This is a genomic window from Luteimonas abyssi (assembly GCF_001482195.1).
Classification (GTDB): domain Bacteria; phylum Pseudomonadota; class Gammaproteobacteria; order Xanthomonadales; family Xanthomonadaceae; genus Luteimonas; species Luteimonas abyssi.
The window spans coordinates 3,342,183-3,356,961 of sequence record NZ_KQ759763.1 but is presented as its reverse complement, the minus strand read 5'-3'; the positions used below and the strand labels follow the sequence as shown (position 1 = coordinate 3,356,961).

Here is a 14,779-nt window from a genome sequence, read left to right as displayed (position 1 = left end):
CACCATCCGACGGCAAGTGGCGGCGGCGACCGCGTGACGGCGGTCGCGTATCGGTGTGCGCGATTCCCCCGAAGCGTCCGTGCGCGGGCAGGCGCTCAGAGGTCGCGGACCACCCAGTGGCCGGGCAGCTGTTCGGGCACGGCATCCAGCGCCGCCTGCGCCACCGTGAGGGGCGGCTCGCCGGCCTTCCAGGCGGTGGCGACCGCGGCGAGCCGTTCGCGCGTGGCCCGGGTGTAGGCGCCCTCGAGTTCGTTCTCCGCATCGGCGGCGAGCTTCTGCGGGTACAGCGCGCGGGCATCGTCGCTGTGATTGAGCAGGTCGATCAGTCCGGCCAGCGCGTCGCGGTAGGCCTGCGCGCCGAGCGCGGTGCGCTGGGTGCGCTGCATATGCCAGACGGTGAGGTACTCCACGGGGCCGAGCAGGCGCCGCGGCGTGGCACCGAAGAACTGGCCACCCAGGGCGCTGGCGGCGAACGGGGCGACGTTGTCGGGCAGACGGGTGGCGCCCCAGGAGCTCAGCGCGCCGCCGGGCAGGTCCATCCGCCGCAATGCGATGGCGAAGGTTTCGGCGAGCAGGGCCTTGGCGCGGGCGTCGTCGCTCTCGGCCACCACGCCGAGCAGGCGCAGAAACACCGGATAGTGTTCTTCCCCCAGCCGGCGCGCCAGGCGCTTGAGTACGGCCAGGCGGTACTCGGCGTCGTCGTGCGCGGCCAGCGCGGAGACCAGGCGGTCGGCGGCGGCGCGCAGGGCGAGCGGGGATGGCGGTGCGGCGGGATCCGGCATGGGGGCGAAGCGCAGGGCGGTCGGGCCAAGCCTACACCCGGATGCGATGCCGGGCCGGTCGCGCGCTACCGGGATCAGCCCAGGGCGTCGAGGATCGCGTCGGTGGCGCTGTCGGCGGCCGTGGCGAGATCCTGCCCCGCCAATGCGTGCTCGAACGCCAGATCGCCGGACAGCAGGCGTTCGCCGGGGGCGACGTCGCCCCAGGCGGTCGCGGCGAGCACGTGTTCACCGGCATCGACGGCGGGCGCGCCGGGCGCTTCGGCCCCGATCGCGTCGCGCGCATCGACCCGATCGCCGGACGGCTGCTGACGCAGCTCGTCGAGCGCGACCTGCCCGCTCAGCCGATCGAGGCCGGTCAGGTTCAGGTGCGAATCGGGGCCGATGGTGCTCATGTGCGTAAGGGGACCTCTGGACGGACGTGGCCGCGGCACCGGGGCCGGGCGCGTGGAGGAAAATGTAACGAGGCGGTCGCGGGGCTGTCACCCCGGGTGGACCCTAGGTCGGGCCCATCGGCATGCGCGCGTTCAGGCCGCGGGCGTTGCCGCGGGCGACAGCGGGCGGCGTGCTAGCCTGCCGACGGTTCGCGCGCAGGGAGACTGGCGATGTCCGGAGGCAAGGACGAAGGCGCCGACAAGACCGAAAAACCGACCCCGAAGAAGCTGCGCGATGCCCGCAAGGAAGGCAACGTCGCCAAGAGCAAGGAGCTCACGTCGACGGTGCTGGTCCTGGGCTGGCTGTGTGCGGCCTGGATGCTGCTGAACTACATCGGCGGCCGGGTGTTCATGCTGTTCGATCAGAGCCTGCAGGCGGTGGGGCTGCCGTTCTTCGAGAATCTGCCGCGGATGGGCATGCTGGCGCTCGACACGCTGCTGTGGATCATGCTGCCGCTGCTGGCGATGGCGGTGAGCCTGGGCGTGCTGATCGAATTCCTGCAGGCGGGACCGGTGGCGTCGATGAAGAAGCTGGTCCCCAAGATGGAGAAGATGAATCCGGTCGAGGGCATCAAGAAGATGTTCTCGATGGACAATCTGGTCGAACTGATCAAGTCGATCCTCAAGAGCGCGGCGTTGATCGGCATCGGGTACGTGGTGCTCAGCAGAATGCTGCCGGAGCTGCTGCGGCTGCCCTACAGTCCGCCGCAGGCGATCGGCGCGGCGATCTGGCACGCGATCAAGTGGATCGTGATCTGGACGATCGCGGTGTTCTTCTTCGTGTCGGCGCTGGACGTGTGGTACCAGAAATTCTCCTACACGAAGAAGCTCAGGATGAGCCGGCGCGACATCAAGCAGGAGGTCAAGGAGAACGAAGGCGATCCGTACGTGAAGCAGCGGCGCAAGCAGTTGCATCAGGAGTGGGCGCAGCAGAACATGCTGGGCGCCGTCCGGAATTCGAATGTCGTCGTGACCAACCCCACCCACATCGCGATCGCGCTGCAGTACGAGCACGGGGTGACCGATCTCCCGGTCGTCGTCGCCAAGGGCGAGGGCGCGTTCGCCGAAGAGATCAAGCGCGCGGCCGAAGAGGCCGGCGTGCCGATCCTGCAGAACATCCCGCTGGCGCGCGGCCTCAACGAGAAGACGGCGCTGGACGACTACATCGACGGCGAATTCTTCAACGCCGTGGCCGAGGTGTTGCACTGGGCCGAGACGGTCAGGCAGGAGCACGGGGGCGGGTAGCGCGTGCGACGCGTCGCCGGTTCGTTGGCGCGGTGCTACTGCCTGAAAGTGCGCTGGATGAAGACGCGTCCGTGGCGCCGGCAACGGGGTCTCACCCATGGCTTCCCGGCCAGCCCGAATCGGCAGGGCGAGTGCCGCAGGAAACGTCAGCGCACGAAGATCCGGTTCAACGTTTCCACCAGCGCGCGGCTGTCGCCCAGCCGGCCGACCAGCACTTCGATGAACACCCCGAGCATCATCAGGATGATGCCCGTCGCCAGCCACGCCTTGATCGGCAGCGTCAGCGCGAACACGTTGAGCTGCGGCGCGTAGCGGTTGACCAGGCCGAACGACATGTCGATCACCAGCAGGATCACGATCGCCGGCGCGGCCAGCACCAGCACCGTGGTCATGAAGAAACTGAAGTGTCCGACGAACAGGTTCACCCCGGACATCGCCAGATCCGGAAAGAACGACGTCGGCGGCCAGATCGCGTAGCTCGACATCAGCAGGTCGAGGAAGATGATGAACGCCCCGCTGGCCATGAACACCCAAGCGGCGAATTCCGACAGGAACTCGCCGTGCAGTGTCGTCTGGTGGCCCTGGATCGGATCGAAGATCTGCGCCATCGACATGCCGACCTGGCTGTCGATCACGCTGCCGGCGGCCGAGATCGCCCAGAACACGATGCCGAAGCAGAACCCGATGGCGATGCCGACGAACAGCTCCTTGAGCACCATCATCGGCCACTGCAGCGTCGCCATCGCCCCGGTCGACGACGCGGTCATCGCCACCGGCAGCGCCACGATCGCCAGGCTGACCAGGAAGCTGTTGCGCACCATCGCCGGCATGTTCGACGCGGTGATCAGCGGCAGCATCACGAATGCGCCGATGATCCGCGGCAGGGTCAGCCCCAGCGCCAGCATCGCGTCGCCCATCGTCGCGAACGGCATCAGCCGCGCCTCGCCAGGCCGGGGAAGTTGGCGAAGATGTAATCGGTGTAGTTGTACAGCGTGCCGCCGATGACCGCCCCGGTCACGAACAGCGCCAGTACGATCGCCACGAACTTCAGCGCATAGGCGAAGGTCTGCTCCTGCAGCTGCGTCGCGGCCTGCAGGAACGCCACCACCAGTCCGACCAGCGCCGCCGCCGCGATCGGCGGGCCGGACAGCATCAGCACCAGCACCAGGGCCTGCCGGGTGAGTTCGAGCACCTCGCTGTTCATCGCGTGCGCCTCCTCATCCGGCGTAGGTCAGGACCAGGCCGTGCACCAGCTTGGCCCAGCCGTCCACCAGCACGAACAGCAACAGTTTGAACGGCAGCGACACCGTCGTCGGCGACATCATCATCATGCCCAGCGCCAGCAGGATGTTGGCGACCACCAGGTCGATGATCAGGAACGGCAGGAAGATCAGGAAGCCGATCTGGAACGCGGCGGTCAGCTCGCTGACGGTGAAGGCCGGGATCACCACCAGGAAGTGGTCCACGTTGACGTCGTCGCGTCGCTCAGGCGGCAGCAGACGCTGCGCGCTGCGCAGGAAGAACGCACGTTCGGCATCGTTGGAGTGACGGATCAGGAACGTGCGCAACGGCTCCTTGCCGGCCTCGACCATGGTCAGGATCCGCGACAGATCGCTGCCCTCGGGAACCAGCGGCGCGGGCGCGGCCGGTGGCGACGCGCCGACCCACGCACCGCCGCCGGGTACGCCGGGCGGCAGATCCTGGTTGTCGGCACCGACCACGTCGCCGGTCACGCCCTGGAACTGCGCCCCTCGCGCCGGCGGCACGGCCTGCGCTTCGGCCTGCAGGGCATCGGCCGCGGCGGGGCTGGCAGGGCTGCCGGCATCGGCGGGCGCAGCGGGCGCGGTGCCCGGCTGCGGCGCTGCTGCCTGTCCGGCACGCGCTTCGCGCCGGGCGCGTTCGGCCGCCTCGCGCGCATCCACCTGCGCCTGCACCGACGCCGGCAGCGGATCGCCGGCGAGGCGCGCGCTGATCGCGGCGTTGGTGTCCAGGATCACGGGATACATCACGTAGATCGACAGTACGATCGCGAGTCCGTTGATCACCACGTTGGGCGGCACCTGCTGCAGGCCCAACGCGTTGCGCAGAAGGCTCAGCACCACGACGATCTTGGTGAACGAGGTCACCATCACCGCCACGAACGGCGCCAGCGCCAGCGAGACGACGATCAGCAGGACCAGCGCGGGCGAATAGTTGTTGAAATCCATCGGGCGGCGTCCGGATCAGGTCCAGCCGAGCAGGCGTACGCCGAGGGTGTCGCCGACGGCCACCAACTCGCCTTGACCGACGGCCTCGCCGTTGGCGCGCAGGGTGACGTTCGCGCCTTCCAGGCGCGCCGGCAGGCCGAACACGTAGCCGGGCTGCAGGTCGGCGATGTCGCCCACGCGCAATTCGAGTGCGCCCAGCTCGAAGCTCAGGCGAACCGGCAACGCGCGTGCGCCGGCATCCGCATCCTCGGTGCCGCTCGACGCTTCGGTGGCGGGCGGGGTGTCCTGTTCGGTCATCGGTGCGCTCTCCTCGAGGGTGCGTCGGTAGGAATGGGGTGTGGGATCGCCGTCGATGCGCCAGCCCTCGGCGGTCGCGACCAGCGGCCATGCGTTGCCGGCGGCGCAGGCCCGCGCCGCCGGCGGCGCGCTGCGGGCGCCGAGGATGATGACGTCGCCGGGACGCAGTCGCGCCCAATCCGCGGCAGGAAGGGGCGGGACCTCCATCAGCAGGCGCACGCCGACCGGCAGGTCGCGCCAGCGTCCGAGCGGATGCGGCGGTTCGTCGGCGTAGGGCGGCGCGGCCTGCGCGAGCAGGCGGCCCAGCCAGGTGGCCGGAATCCGCAGGCTGCCCTGCAGCAGCGCCGCGCCGGGCGTCTTCGCGTCCGGATCGTCGTCCTCGACCAGGAAATCCAGCCAGACCGGATGCGCGTCGGTGGCATCGGGCTCGGCGCCGACCAGCGGTGTCAGCGCGACGCCGAAGGCCTCGCTCAGCCGCACCAGCCAGCGCTCGTGGGCGAGGCTCCAGGCCAGCACGCGCGCACGTCCGCTGAAATCGCTCCAGTGCGGCAGATCGTCCCGGGCCGGCGGGGCCTGCAGCCGCAGGCCGATGCGCTGGCCCTCGGCGTCGAGCTCGAAGACCTCGGTATCGCGCGCCGGCGCGCCGGGTGCGAACCGCAGCAGGCCGTTGTCCTGCAGCAGCCAGTGCTGTGGCCGCTGGAAGAAGTCGCGCAGCGCCTGCACGTGCGTCGATGCGAGGACCGGCAGGCGGCTGCGGACGGAGACCGCCTTCGCCGTCGTGGGGATGTGTTGCGCGTCAGCCATGTCCGAGCGCCACCTTCATCAGTTCGGGAAGCGAGCGGACCCCGAGCTTGCCCATCATGTTGGCCCTGTGCAGTTCGACGGTCTTGATGCTGATGCCGAGGATGTCGGCGATGATCTTGTTCGGCTTGCTGGCGACGACCAGGTCGAGCACCTGGCGCTCGCGCGGGCTGAGCCGGGCCAGCGCGTCGCTGTCGACGGCGCCGGTCGCGCGGCTGCGCGCGCCGGCCACGGCGGTGCGGATCGCATCGATCAGGGCGTCGTCGCTGAAGGGTTTCTCGAGGAAATTCGACGCGCCCTTGCGCATCGCCTCCACCGCCAGCGGAACGTCGCCATGCGCGGTCACGAACACCAGCGGCAGCGTGCAGCCCTGCTTGCGCAGTGCTTCCTGCAGCTGCAGCCCGCTCATCTGCGGCATGCGGATGTCCGAAACCAGGCATTCGTCGCCGTCACCGCGGCGCAGTCCGGGCAGGTCGGCCAGAAACGCGGCGGCGGATGGATAGGGGCGGACGTCGAAGTCCGCCGTCTCCAGCAACCAGGCGGTGGAATCGCGGAAGGGGTCGTTGTCGTCGACGAGGAATACGCGGGTCTGGCCCATGATCACGGTCTCCCGTCCGCACGCGGCAGGGTGAAACAGAACGCGCTGCCGCCATCGGCGCGCGGCTCGAAGAACAGCCGGCCCTCGTGGTACTCGATGATCGACCGGCAGATCGCCAGGCCGATGCCCAGGCCGTCGGTCTTGGTGGTGAAGAACGGCGAGAACAGCTGCTCGCTTTCCGCCGCCGACAGCCCGGTGCCGCGATCGAGCACGCGGATCTCGATCTCGCCGTCCAGGTTCACCCGACCCTCGACGCGCAGCGCCCGTTGTGCGGCCGGAACCTCGCGCATCGCCTCGATCGCGTTCTTGACCAGATTCAGCAGCACCTGCTCGACCATCACCCGGTCGGCGTAGGCGGCGGGCAACCCGGGATTGAGCGCGATGTCGATGCGCAGCTGCTGCCGCTCGGCCTCCAGGCGCAGCAGTTCGACCACGGTCTCGGTGATCGCGGCGATGTCCTGCGCGTCGCGCCGCGGCTCGCGGGCACGGACGAATTCGCGCACCCGGCCGATCACCGCGCTGGCGTGCTCGGCCTGCGTGCGCGCGGCCAGCAGCGCGCGTTCCACCTGCACCGGTCCGCCGGCCTGATCGACCAATCGCAGGCTGCCGTTGAGGTAGTTCACGATCGCGGCCAGCGGCTGGTTGAGTTCGTGCGCCAGGGTGGCGGTCATCTCGCCGACCGACATCAGCCGCGAGGTGAACAGCAGTTTGTCCTGCCGGCTCTTGTGCGAATCGAGGATCTCGATGCGCTCGGAGATGTCGACCGCGGTCAGTACCCGCGCGGGCGGGTCGGTCTCGGCGTCACGCCAGTGCAGGGCGTACCAGCGGCCATTGTGCGGCGCGCGCACCTCGTTGCCGGGGTCGACATCGACATCGCTGCCCTGCAGCGCGTCGAGCAGCTCGCGGGCGTTCGCATGTGCGGGCAGCGCACCGAATTCGTCGGCGAAGGCGGTGTTGGCGACCAGCAGGCGGTGATCGTCGCGCGCATAGGCCGCGCAGGCGAACGGCACGGCGTCGAGCACCTCGGCAAGCGCGCGCGCATCCGGATGACCGGTTGCGTTCCGGTGCGCTGGATGCTGCGTGGCGGCGCGCGGCGCCATCACCCCGCGCGCGCTCCGTTGCGCGGCACGGCGGCGACACCGGCCTGGAGTACCCTGCCTGCGCTCACGACGTTCCCCCTGTCTTCACCCGTATCGGATTCACATTCCGATCGACTCCGTTGCATCCACGTCGATACGCTCACTCCCGCCCCCTCTCGCTCCGTCGCCGAAACCACCCCAGAACCCACCTCATTCCCGATGCGCGATTTCCCCAGACTCTCCGGATACAGACTGCCCGAAGCCGCGACGTTCATCGCGTTCGCCTGCACGAGCGCCTCGGCGCACGCCGCGGTGAATGCGCCGCCGACCGCAGCCCCGACGTTCTGGGGCGAGTTGCTCGCGATCCTGCTGCCGCTCGCTTTTATCATCGTTGCCCTCTTGTTGGCGTTACGTCATATCCGCCGGCGTTATGGCCTGACCGGTCAGGACGCGCCGCTGTCGGTGCTGCAGATCCTGCCGGTCGGACCCCGCGAACGCGTGGTGCTGGTGCGGTCGCGCGCCGGTCGCGTGCTGGCGGTGGGGGTCAGCAGCCATACCGTCAATCTCATCGCCGAGCTGGACGCCGAGGATGTCGCGCCGCCGGCTGGCCAGGCGATGGACAGCGCCACCGTCGCACCCGCGACCAGGCGGACATTCCTTGACCTGATGCGACGACCGCAAGCGCCCAGGGATCAGTAGTGTGATGCTCATCACTTAATTGGCCGGTTATGTGCCGCTCGTCGGGCGCGCAACCTTGATTTAACCCGTGAGTCATTTAGACGATCTATCGTAAGTTGGCACAAAGTGACGCATGAGGGCAGGGGTCATGCAGAAAACGGAAGTCGGTAAGCGGACAGGGGTGATGGATCAGGCAAGTGGCTCAAGGCGCGCGAGGCGCCACGCCGCGTCGTCGCGCCATCCGGAGGCGTACGCGTGCGTGCGCTGATCGCCAACCTGTTCGCGCCCCCGGCCGGCGCCGCGCAACGCGGCACGTTCGGCTACAGCGACGTCATCCTGGCGTTCGCGGCGGTCACGATCATCACGGTGATGATCCTGCCGCTGCCGCTGTGGCTGCTCGACAGCCTGGTCGCGGTCAACATCTCGATCGGCTTCGGCTTGCTGCTGCTGGGCATCTATATCCCCACGCCGGTGGCGTTCTCGAGCTTCCCCAGCGTGCTGCTGCTGACCACGCTGTTCCGGCTGGCGATCTCGATCGCGATCACCCGCTCGATCCTGCTCAATGCCGAGGGCGGCCACATCGTCGAGACCTTCGGCACCCTGGTGGCCGGCGGCAATCTCGTGGTCGGCCTGGTGGTGTTCCTGATCATCACGGTCGTGCAGTTCATCGTCATCGCCAAGGGCGCCGAACGCGTCGCGGAAGTGGCCGCGCGCTTCACCCTCGACGCGATGCCGGGCAAGCAGCTGTCGATCGATTCCGACCTGCGTGCCGGTCTCATCGACAAGGACGAGGCGCGCCGCAAGCGCCGGCTGCTGGAGACCGAGAGCCAGCTGCACGGCTCGCTCGACGGCGCGATGAAGTTCGTCAAGGGCGATGCCATCGCCGGCATCGTCATCATCCTGATCAACCTGCTGGGCGGCCTGGCCATCGGCGTCCTGCAGCGCGGCATGCCGCTGGCCGAAGCCACCCGCGTGTACTCGATCCTGACCATCGGCGACGGCCTGGTCTCTCAGATCCCGGCGATCCTCGGCACGATCGCCGCCGGCCTGGTGGTCACCCGCACCACCGGCGAGATCGAGGACCGCCATCTCGGCGACGCGATCACCCGTCAGGTCTCCGGCCAGCCGCGCGTGCTGCTGATCACCGGCTGCCTGGCGATGCTGATGACGCTGATCCCGGGCTTCCCCTGGCCGGTGTTCCTGGTGCTGGGGCTGTCCCTGCTGGCGATGAGCGCGTGGCGCTACCGCTACGATTTCGAGCATCTGCGCAAGCTGTTCCGGGTGTCGGACGAGGAACTCGTGGCCAGCCAGGTGCGCGAGGAAAGCGAAGAGCTCGCCCCACCGCCGCCGTTGCAGCTCGAGGTCGCGACATCGCTCGCGGACCGCTTCGGGCAGGAAGCTCTGCGCAGCCGCATCGCCGAGATCACCCAGCACCAGCGCGAGGAATACGGTGTGCCGGTACCGGCGCCGAAGCTGCGGGTCAACCATGCGCTGGACGAAGGCGAGTATCGCCTCAGCGCCTACGGTGCGCGCCTCGCGTCGGGCCGTGTCCGCACCGATGCCCGTCTGCGGCCGGCCGCGCCGGGTGCGGACGCGTCGGCCCGGTTGCCCGGCTTCTTCCCGGCGCTGGCCGGCGAATGGACCAGCGAGGCCGACGAGCAGGCGCGCGAGCCGCTCGATGTGCTGGCGGATCACGCGCGTGGGGCGCTGCAGCGCCGGCTGGGCGGTTTCCTGGGCATCCAGGAGACGTCGAACCTGTTCGGCCGCATGCAGCGCGACTATCCCGACCTGGTCAAGGAAATGCTGCGCGTGGTGGCGCCGCAGCGCGTGGCCGAGGTGTTGCGTCGGCTGGCCGAGGAAGGCGTGCCGATCCGCAACCTGCGCGACGCCTTCGAGGCGATCACCGACGTCGGCGGTCGCGAAAAGGACGTGGTGCTGCTGACCGAATATGTGCGGGTGGCGCTCAAGCGCGAGATCGCCGACCGCTATGCCGATGTGGAGCGCACGCTGCACGTGCTCATCATCCATCCCGAACTGGAGGACAAGCTGCGGCAGTCGGTGCGCGTGGCCGGCGGCGCCAGCCAGCTGGCGATTTCGCCCGAACTGGCCGCGCGCCTGGGTGCGGAAGTGCGTGCGCATCTCGGCCGGCAGGCGCCGGGCGTGAAGCCGGTGCTGCTGTGTTCGCTCGACGTGCGCCGTCATCTACGCAAGCTGATGGAAATCGACTTCTTCGAGCTCCCGGTGCTGTCCTACCAGGAGCTCGCGCCCGACCTGCGCATCGTGCAGGCGGGGCAGATCAACGCCTGACGTACGCGTCGGGCCGTTCTTACGGAGGGTTTCGCCCATGACGACCACAACGCAAGACACCCCGGCGCCGGACGGCGAGGGCAAGGTGCTGCGGATCGTCGCCGGGTTGCATGCCGGCGCCAGTCGCACGCTGGCGGATCGCGAGATGATCCTGATCGGCAGCGGCGACGATTGCGACATCGTGCTTGCCGACAAGGGCGTGGCCAGCCATCACGCATTGATCAGCGTCGTCGACGGCGTGGTGCAGCTGCGCGCGCTGGACGCGCCGGTCAAGCTGGAAGGGCGCGTGCTGCATCCCGGCGATCCGATCGAACTGCCGCAGGTGGAGCGGATCGGTCTGGGCGATGCCGCGCTCGCATTCGGTGCGGTCGACGATCCGGCCTGGCTGGCGCTGGCGCCCGAGGGCACCGATTTCGACGCGCCCGCCTCGCGGCCCGGGCAGGCATTCACCCGGCGTCTGCCGATGATCGCCGCGGTCTCGGTGCTGTCGCTGGCACTGCTGGCGATCTTCGTCGCCGTGGTGCCGGCGCAGGAGCAGGCGCCGGACGTCGGCGACCGGTTGCGCGAGCTCGCGCAGGAGTACAACGTCGCCAATCCGCGCGTGCAGCAGGATACCGCCCAGCAGTACGTCCTCACCGGCACCGTGGCTGACCGCGACGCGCGCGATGCGCTGCGGCAGCGATTGCAGCAGGACGGATTGCAGGCGCGCGTCGATCTGCGCAGCGGCGACGACCTGGCCTACTCGGTCTCGGAGATGTTCCGCGGCGGCAATTTCCGCATCGACCAGGTGCGCTACCTCGGCAACGACGATGTCGAGGTGACCGGCCATTTCCCCGACGAAGCCGAGTTCGAGGCCTTCGCGCGGTCGCGTGCGGTCCGCGAGACCGGCGTCCGGCGCATCGTGCCGATCAATCTCGCCGGTCCCGCGGCAGGCGCGGATACGCCGGCCGCGGCGCTCGACCCGTTGCATGTGGTCGCCGTGGTGCGCGGCGACAACGCCCACGTGGTCGCCATCGACGGTACCCGCTACGAGGTTGGCGCCGAATTGCCCGGGCTGGGCCAGCTGGTGAGCATCGGCGAGCATGCCCAGGTGCTGCGCGGCGACGGCTCGCTGCAGCGGTTGACGCCGCGGCCGCCGCCGACGGATGCGGCGGCCGCCGCGGACGATGGCGCCGATTCCCCCGATTCGGCCCAGCAACAGGCCAATGCCTCGCGTCAGGCCGCGCGCGAGGCCCAGCAGGCGCGCGCCGCGGGACGGCGCATGTGATCCACAGTTTCACCTAGGGCGTACCCGAGGTCGCGTATTCAGACGTGTCCGGTCCAGTACAGTCCTGCAGTTCAAGCGGTTTTCGCGGTTTCCATGCAGACCCCACCAGGAGCATCCACATGACCACGATCGACAATTCGCACTTGAACAACGCCATCGTCGGCGTCGCCTCGATGCAGCAGAGCAGCGCCCCGCGTGGCGGCGGCGGTGGCGGCTCGGCCAGCTGGTACGAAGCGATGTCGCGCGCCTGGGGCGCCACGCTCGACGGCCAGGCGGCCAAGATCACGGCGATGAGCGACCAGATCGGCGGCGGCAGCGACGAGCCGTCGAGCATGATCAAGCTGACCACCATGGCCCACCAGATGTCGTTCATGGCCAACAACGCGTCGACCTCGCAGAACAGCGTGGGCCAGGCGCTGGAAACGCTGGGCAAGCGCAACTGATCCTGACGGTCCGGTTTGCGCCGCAGGTGCGGCCGCCGGACACCGTCGTCCACATGCACGATCACGGGTCCAGCGGACCCAGGAGTCATTGAGATGATCGAAGCCATCCAGGTCGCGGGGCTCGACCCCACGCAGAACGCCGCCGGCGGCGGCGCCGCGATGGCGCCGCAGCAGGCGGGCGCCATCGACGTGCGCGACTTCGCGCAGGCCATGCAACGCAGCAGCGGCGCCGGCGCGCCCGAGGCCGCGAACGGGCCTCAGGCCGTGCAGAACGCGGCACAGGCCGAGCCCTCCGAAGGCACGCGGATGATGATCTCCGCCTTCGACGGTCTCAACAGCGGCGCGCGCAACATCCAGGAACTGTCGCAGGCCATGAGCGGCGGCACCCAGGACCTCACGCCCGGGCAGATGCTCGAGATGACGATGAAGTGCCATGAGTTCCTGTTCCAGTCGCAGCTGACCTCGAACGTCGCCAACCGCACGTCCGACGGCGTCCAGCAGCTGTTCCGTCAGCAGTCCTGAGTTCGGAGGAGGGGGCGCCATGACCGGCAAACGATGGAGTCTTTGGTTGTTGGCGCTGCTGTGCGTCCTGCTGGCGGCATGCAGCCGGACCACGCTGTACTCGGACCTCGACGAGCGCCAGGCCAACGAAGTGCTCGCGGCCCTGCTCGCCAGCAACATCGGCGCCGAGAAGCGCGTCTCGGCCAGCAAGACCGCGTGGGAAGTCCGCGTCGACCAGTCGGATTTCCCGCAGGCCATGCAGGTACTGCATGCGCGCGGCCTGCCCGGCCAGCGTTACCAGGCGCTGGGCGACATCTTCCGCAAGGACGGGTTCTCCACCTCCGCCCAGACCGAACGCTCGATGCTCCAGCACGGCCTGCAGCAGGAACTGTCGCGCACGTTGTCGCGTTATCCCGGCGTGGCCGAGGCGCATGTGCACATCAACCTGCCCGAGCGCGATCCGCTGGGCGGCAATTCGACCGATGCGTCGGCCTCGGTGGTGATCTTCGGCCAACCCGGCATCAACGTGCGCGACTACGAGACCGAGATGAAGATGGTCATCAAGGACGGCGTGCCCGGGATGGTCGACATCAACAAGGTCACGGTGAAGTTCCAGAGCTTCGCCGGGCCGGGCTCGGCGGCGCCGCAGCGCCAGGGCGCGGTGGCGATGTCGTCGATCAGCCCGCTGGCGATCGCGGTGGCGCTGGCGGTGGTCGCGTTGCTCGGCGGCCTGTTCGCCGTGGCCGGTCGCCTCCGCCAGCGCGCGCAGGCCCGCAAGGCCGAGCCGGGCCGGGTCTGGAACGGCTGAGCCGGCGATGACCCTGCAGGCGCTGCTGGCCGAGGTCGATCCGGGTTGGTTCGCCGCCGACGGCGAGCCGATCCCCGACGCGCTGCTGTCGCGCGCGCGTCGCAGCCCGCTCGGGCGTCGACTGCTCGCGCGGGGCCTGCTGGAACAAGGCACCGCGGGCGCCCTGCTCGCACCGCGCCTCGACCACGATCCGGCCACCCTGGTCACCCGCTGGCCGAAGGCGCGGATCGGGCGCCTCGCGCGCGATCTCGGTGTGCTCGCGTATGCCCCGGCGATCCGCGCGGAAATCCGGCGCGATCCCGTGCGCAGGTTCAAGCGCGCGCTGGGCAACAGCTACCTGCTCGCGCTCGATCCGACCGTCTGGGACGCGCGGGTGCCGGCCGAGACCGCCCGGCGCATGACCCAGGGTCTGGAGCAGGCCTGGCAGGCCGGCGGTCCCGACGACGACGCGCCGCTGCATGCACTGTTCGCCGCCCAGGGTCGGGCCGAGCTGCGGGCATGGGCGGCGCAACGGGATCCCGCATTGGGCGAGTGGACGGCGCTGCTGCATCCGCGCGAGCCCGATCTGCCGACGTACCTGCCGGAGAAACCCGTCCTGTTGTTGTGTACCCACCATGAGACCCGGGCGCGCAACGCCTGAGCCGGAGCCCAGCCGAATGTCCGCATCACGCCCCCCGCCGCCGTCCGAGTCCGCCGCCGTCGTGGTCGACGCGCGCGCGTTCTCGCGTGCGTTGGGGGCCCGCATCGTGCCCGCACACGCCTGGGCGCGACTCGAAGAGCTCGACCGGCTGATCGACGACGTCAACGCGCTGCAGGCCGAGACCGCCGCCGAAGTCGAGCGCGCGCGGGAGCAGGGCCAGGCGGCCGGCTTCGCGCAAGGCCTGTCGCGCGCGCAGCAGCAGATGACCGAACAACTGGCCGGCGTCAACGAGCAGCGCGCGCGCGTGCTCGGCGAGGCCGCCGGTCGCGTGTCCGACCTGGCCTGCGCCATCGTGGCGCGCATCGCGCCCGGTTTCGATGCCGCCCGGGTGGTGCCGCCGCTCGTGCTGCAGGCGGTGGAAGCCGCGCAGGCCGAGCAGTTCCTGTTGATCCGCGTCCATCCGCAGGCCCGCGAAGGCGTGGCTGCGGGGCTGGGCGCGGTGCGCCAGGCGCATCCGGCGGTCGGCGTGATCGAGCTGGTCGACGACGAAAGTCTGGATCCCCTGAGCTGTGTGGTGGTGTCCGAGGCGGGGGAGGTGCGCGCCGGCGTGGCCCAGCAGATCGAGGCCATCCGCACCGCCCTGGCCGGTGTCGCGCATCGGGACGGTCCCGGATGAGCCGCACGGACGCCCTCGA

17 protein-coding genes are annotated in these 14,779 nt (G+C 69.6%); 9 read left to right on the top strand and 8 right to left on the bottom strand.

What is annotated here, in order from left to right; genetic code table 11:
• Positions 1-95 precede the first annotated feature (95 nt).
• Both RG19_RS14550 and RG19_RS14545 read right to left on the bottom strand, forming a co-directional pair.
• The gene (locus tag RG19_RS14550) at positions 96-782 is read right to left on the bottom strand and encodes a hypothetical protein (RefSeq protein WP_058835902.1); all 687 of its coding nucleotides are present in this window, start codon (positions 780-782) and stop codon (positions 96-98) included.
• Between the two features lie 74 nt (positions 783-856).
• Positions 857-1,174, bottom strand: coding sequence for a hypothetical protein (locus RG19_RS14545; protein WP_058835901.1), 318 nt, complete (start codon positions 1,172-1,174; stop codon positions 857-859).
• Between the two features lie 210 nt (positions 1,175-1,384).
• On the opposite strand from RG19_RS14545, the gene sctU reads away from it, so the two are divergent.
• Positions 1,385-2,458: a type III secretion system export apparatus subunit SctU gene (sctU, locus tag RG19_RS14540; RefSeq protein WP_058835900.1), complete on the top strand. Its 1,074-nt coding sequence runs from the start codon at positions 1,385-1,387 to the stop codon at positions 2,456-2,458.
• A 146-nt stretch (positions 2,459-2,604) separates the two neighbouring features.
• Here sctU and sctT read toward each other — a convergent pair whose 3' ends face one another.
• Genes sctT through RG19_RS14505 form a run of 6 tightly spaced genes read right to left on the bottom strand, consistent with a single transcriptional unit; the run spans position 2,605 to position 7,371 of the window.
• Positions 2,605-3,390 (bottom strand): type III secretion system export apparatus subunit SctT, encoded by a 786-nt coding sequence (sctT, locus tag RG19_RS14535; RefSeq protein ID WP_058835899.1) that lies wholly within the window; start codon positions 3,388-3,390, stop codon positions 2,605-2,607.
• Entirely contained in the window at positions 3,390-3,662 is a 273-nt protein-coding gene (sctS, locus tag RG19_RS14530) for a type III secretion system export apparatus subunit SctS (protein ID WP_058835898.1), read from the bottom strand. The genes sctT and sctS overlap by 1 nt, the downstream gene beginning before the upstream one ends.
• A 13-nt stretch (positions 3,663-3,675) precedes the next feature.
• Positions 3,676-4,665, bottom strand: a complete 990-nt coding sequence (locus RG19_RS18315) for an EscR/YscR/HrcR family type III secretion system export apparatus protein (RefSeq protein ID WP_425599706.1) — start codon at positions 4,663-4,665, stop codon at positions 3,676-3,678.
• A 15-nt stretch (positions 4,666-4,680) separates the two neighbouring features.
• The gene (gene sctQ / locus RG19_RS14515; RefSeq protein WP_058835897.1) at positions 4,681-5,766 is read right to left on the bottom strand and encodes a type III secretion system cytoplasmic ring protein SctQ; all 1,086 of its coding nucleotides are present in this window, start codon (positions 5,764-5,766) and stop codon (positions 4,681-4,683) included.
• Positions 5,759-6,361, bottom strand: a complete 603-nt coding sequence (locus RG19_RS18390; RefSeq protein WP_058835896.1) for a response regulator transcription factor — start codon at positions 6,359-6,361, stop codon at positions 5,759-5,761. Before RG19_RS18390 ends, sctQ begins: the two co-directional genes overlap by 8 nt.
• A 2-nt stretch (positions 6,362-6,363) precedes the next feature.
• Positions 6,364-7,371: a sensor histidine kinase gene (locus RG19_RS14505; protein ID WP_162267086.1), complete on the bottom strand. Its 1,008-nt coding sequence runs from the start codon at positions 7,369-7,371 to the stop codon at positions 6,364-6,366.
• On the opposite strand from RG19_RS14505, the gene RG19_RS17330 reads away from it, so the two are divergent.
• The 8 genes from RG19_RS17330 (at position 7,333) to RG19_RS14465 (ending at position 14,760) form a co-directional block, all read left to right on the top strand.
• Complete coding sequence (locus tag RG19_RS17330) at positions 7,333-8,139, top strand: FliO/MopB family protein (RefSeq protein WP_162267085.1); 807 nt, start codon at positions 7,333-7,335, stop codon at positions 8,137-8,139. The genes RG19_RS14505 and RG19_RS17330 overlap by 39 nt on opposite strands.
• A gap of 234 nt (positions 8,140-8,373) precedes the next feature.
• Entirely contained in the window at positions 8,374-10,425 is a 2,052-nt protein-coding gene (gene sctV, locus RG19_RS14495; protein ID WP_202905347.1) for a type III secretion system export apparatus subunit SctV, read from the top strand.
• Positions 10,426-10,462: 37 nt separating this feature from the next.
• Positions 10,463-11,692, top strand: coding sequence for an FHA domain-containing protein (locus RG19_RS14490; protein ID WP_058835893.1), 1,230 nt, complete (start codon positions 10,463-10,465; stop codon positions 11,690-11,692).
• Between the two features lie 119 nt (positions 11,693-11,811).
• Complete coding sequence (locus RG19_RS14485) at positions 11,812-12,135, top strand: hypothetical protein (protein WP_202905346.1); 324 nt, start codon at positions 11,812-11,814, stop codon at positions 12,133-12,135.
• A 93-nt stretch (positions 12,136-12,228) separates the two neighbouring features.
• Positions 12,229-12,657, top strand: a complete 429-nt coding sequence (locus RG19_RS14480) for a hypothetical protein (RefSeq protein WP_058835892.1) — start codon at positions 12,229-12,231, stop codon at positions 12,655-12,657.
• A 19-nt stretch (positions 12,658-12,676) separates the two neighbouring features.
• On the top strand, positions 12,677-13,444 hold the full coding sequence (locus RG19_RS14475; protein WP_058835891.1) for a hypothetical protein: 768 nt from the start codon (positions 12,677-12,679) through the stop codon (positions 13,442-13,444).
• A gap of 7 nt (positions 13,445-13,451) precedes the next feature.
• Positions 13,452-14,084, top strand: coding sequence for a hypothetical protein (locus RG19_RS17910; protein ID WP_058835890.1), 633 nt, complete (start codon positions 13,452-13,454; stop codon positions 14,082-14,084).
• A gap of 16 nt (positions 14,085-14,100) precedes the next feature.
• A complete protein-coding gene (locus RG19_RS14465) occupies positions 14,101-14,760 on the top strand; it encodes a FliH/SctL family protein (protein WP_162267084.1) in 660 nt (219 codons plus the stop codon).
• The last annotated feature ends 19 nt before the right edge of the window (positions 14,761-14,779 follow it).

Coding starts and splice junctions, on each gene's coding strand:
- RG19_RS14550 (WP_058835902.1), bottom strand. CDS start 782: ATGCCGGATCCCGCCGCACCGCCATCCCCGCTCGCCCTGCGCGCCGCC.
- RG19_RS14545 (WP_058835901.1), bottom strand. CDS start 1,174: ATGAGCACCATCGGCCCCGATTCGCACCTGAACCTGACCGGCCTCGAT.
- sctU (WP_058835900.1), top strand. CDS start 1,385: ATGTCCGGAGGCAAGGACGAAGGCGCCGACAAGACCGAAAAACCGACC.
- sctT (WP_058835899.1), bottom strand. CDS start 3,390: ATGCCGTTCGCGACGATGGGCGACGCGATGCTGGCGCTGGGGCTGACC.
- sctS (WP_058835898.1), bottom strand. CDS start 3,662: ATGAACAGCGAGGTGCTCGAACTCACCCGGCAGGCCCTGGTGCTGGTG.
- RG19_RS18315 (WP_425599706.1), bottom strand. CDS start 4,665: ATGGATTTCAACAACTATTCGCCCGCGCTGGTCCTGCTGATCGTCGTC.
- sctQ (WP_058835897.1), bottom strand. CDS start 5,766: ATGGCTGACGCGCAACACATCCCCACGACGGCGAAGGCGGTCTCCGTC.
- RG19_RS18390 (WP_058835896.1), bottom strand. CDS start 6,361: ATGGGCCAGACCCGCGTATTCCTCGTCGACGACAACGACCCCTTCCGC.
- RG19_RS14490 (WP_058835893.1), top strand. CDS start 10,463: ATGACGACCACAACGCAAGACACCCCGGCGCCGGACGGCGAGGGCAAG.
- RG19_RS14485 (WP_202905346.1), top strand. CDS start 11,812: ATGACCACGATCGACAATTCGCACTTGAACAACGCCATCGTCGGCGTC.
- RG19_RS14480 (WP_058835892.1), top strand. CDS start 12,229: ATGATCGAAGCCATCCAGGTCGCGGGGCTCGACCCCACGCAGAACGCC.
- RG19_RS14475 (WP_058835891.1), top strand. CDS start 12,677: ATGACCGGCAAACGATGGAGTCTTTGGTTGTTGGCGCTGCTGTGCGTC.
- RG19_RS17910 (WP_058835890.1), top strand. CDS start 13,452: ATGACCCTGCAGGCGCTGCTGGCCGAGGTCGATCCGGGTTGGTTCGCC.
- RG19_RS14465 (WP_162267084.1), top strand. CDS start 14,101: ATGTCCGCATCACGCCCCCCGCCGCCGTCCGAGTCCGCCGCCGTCGTG.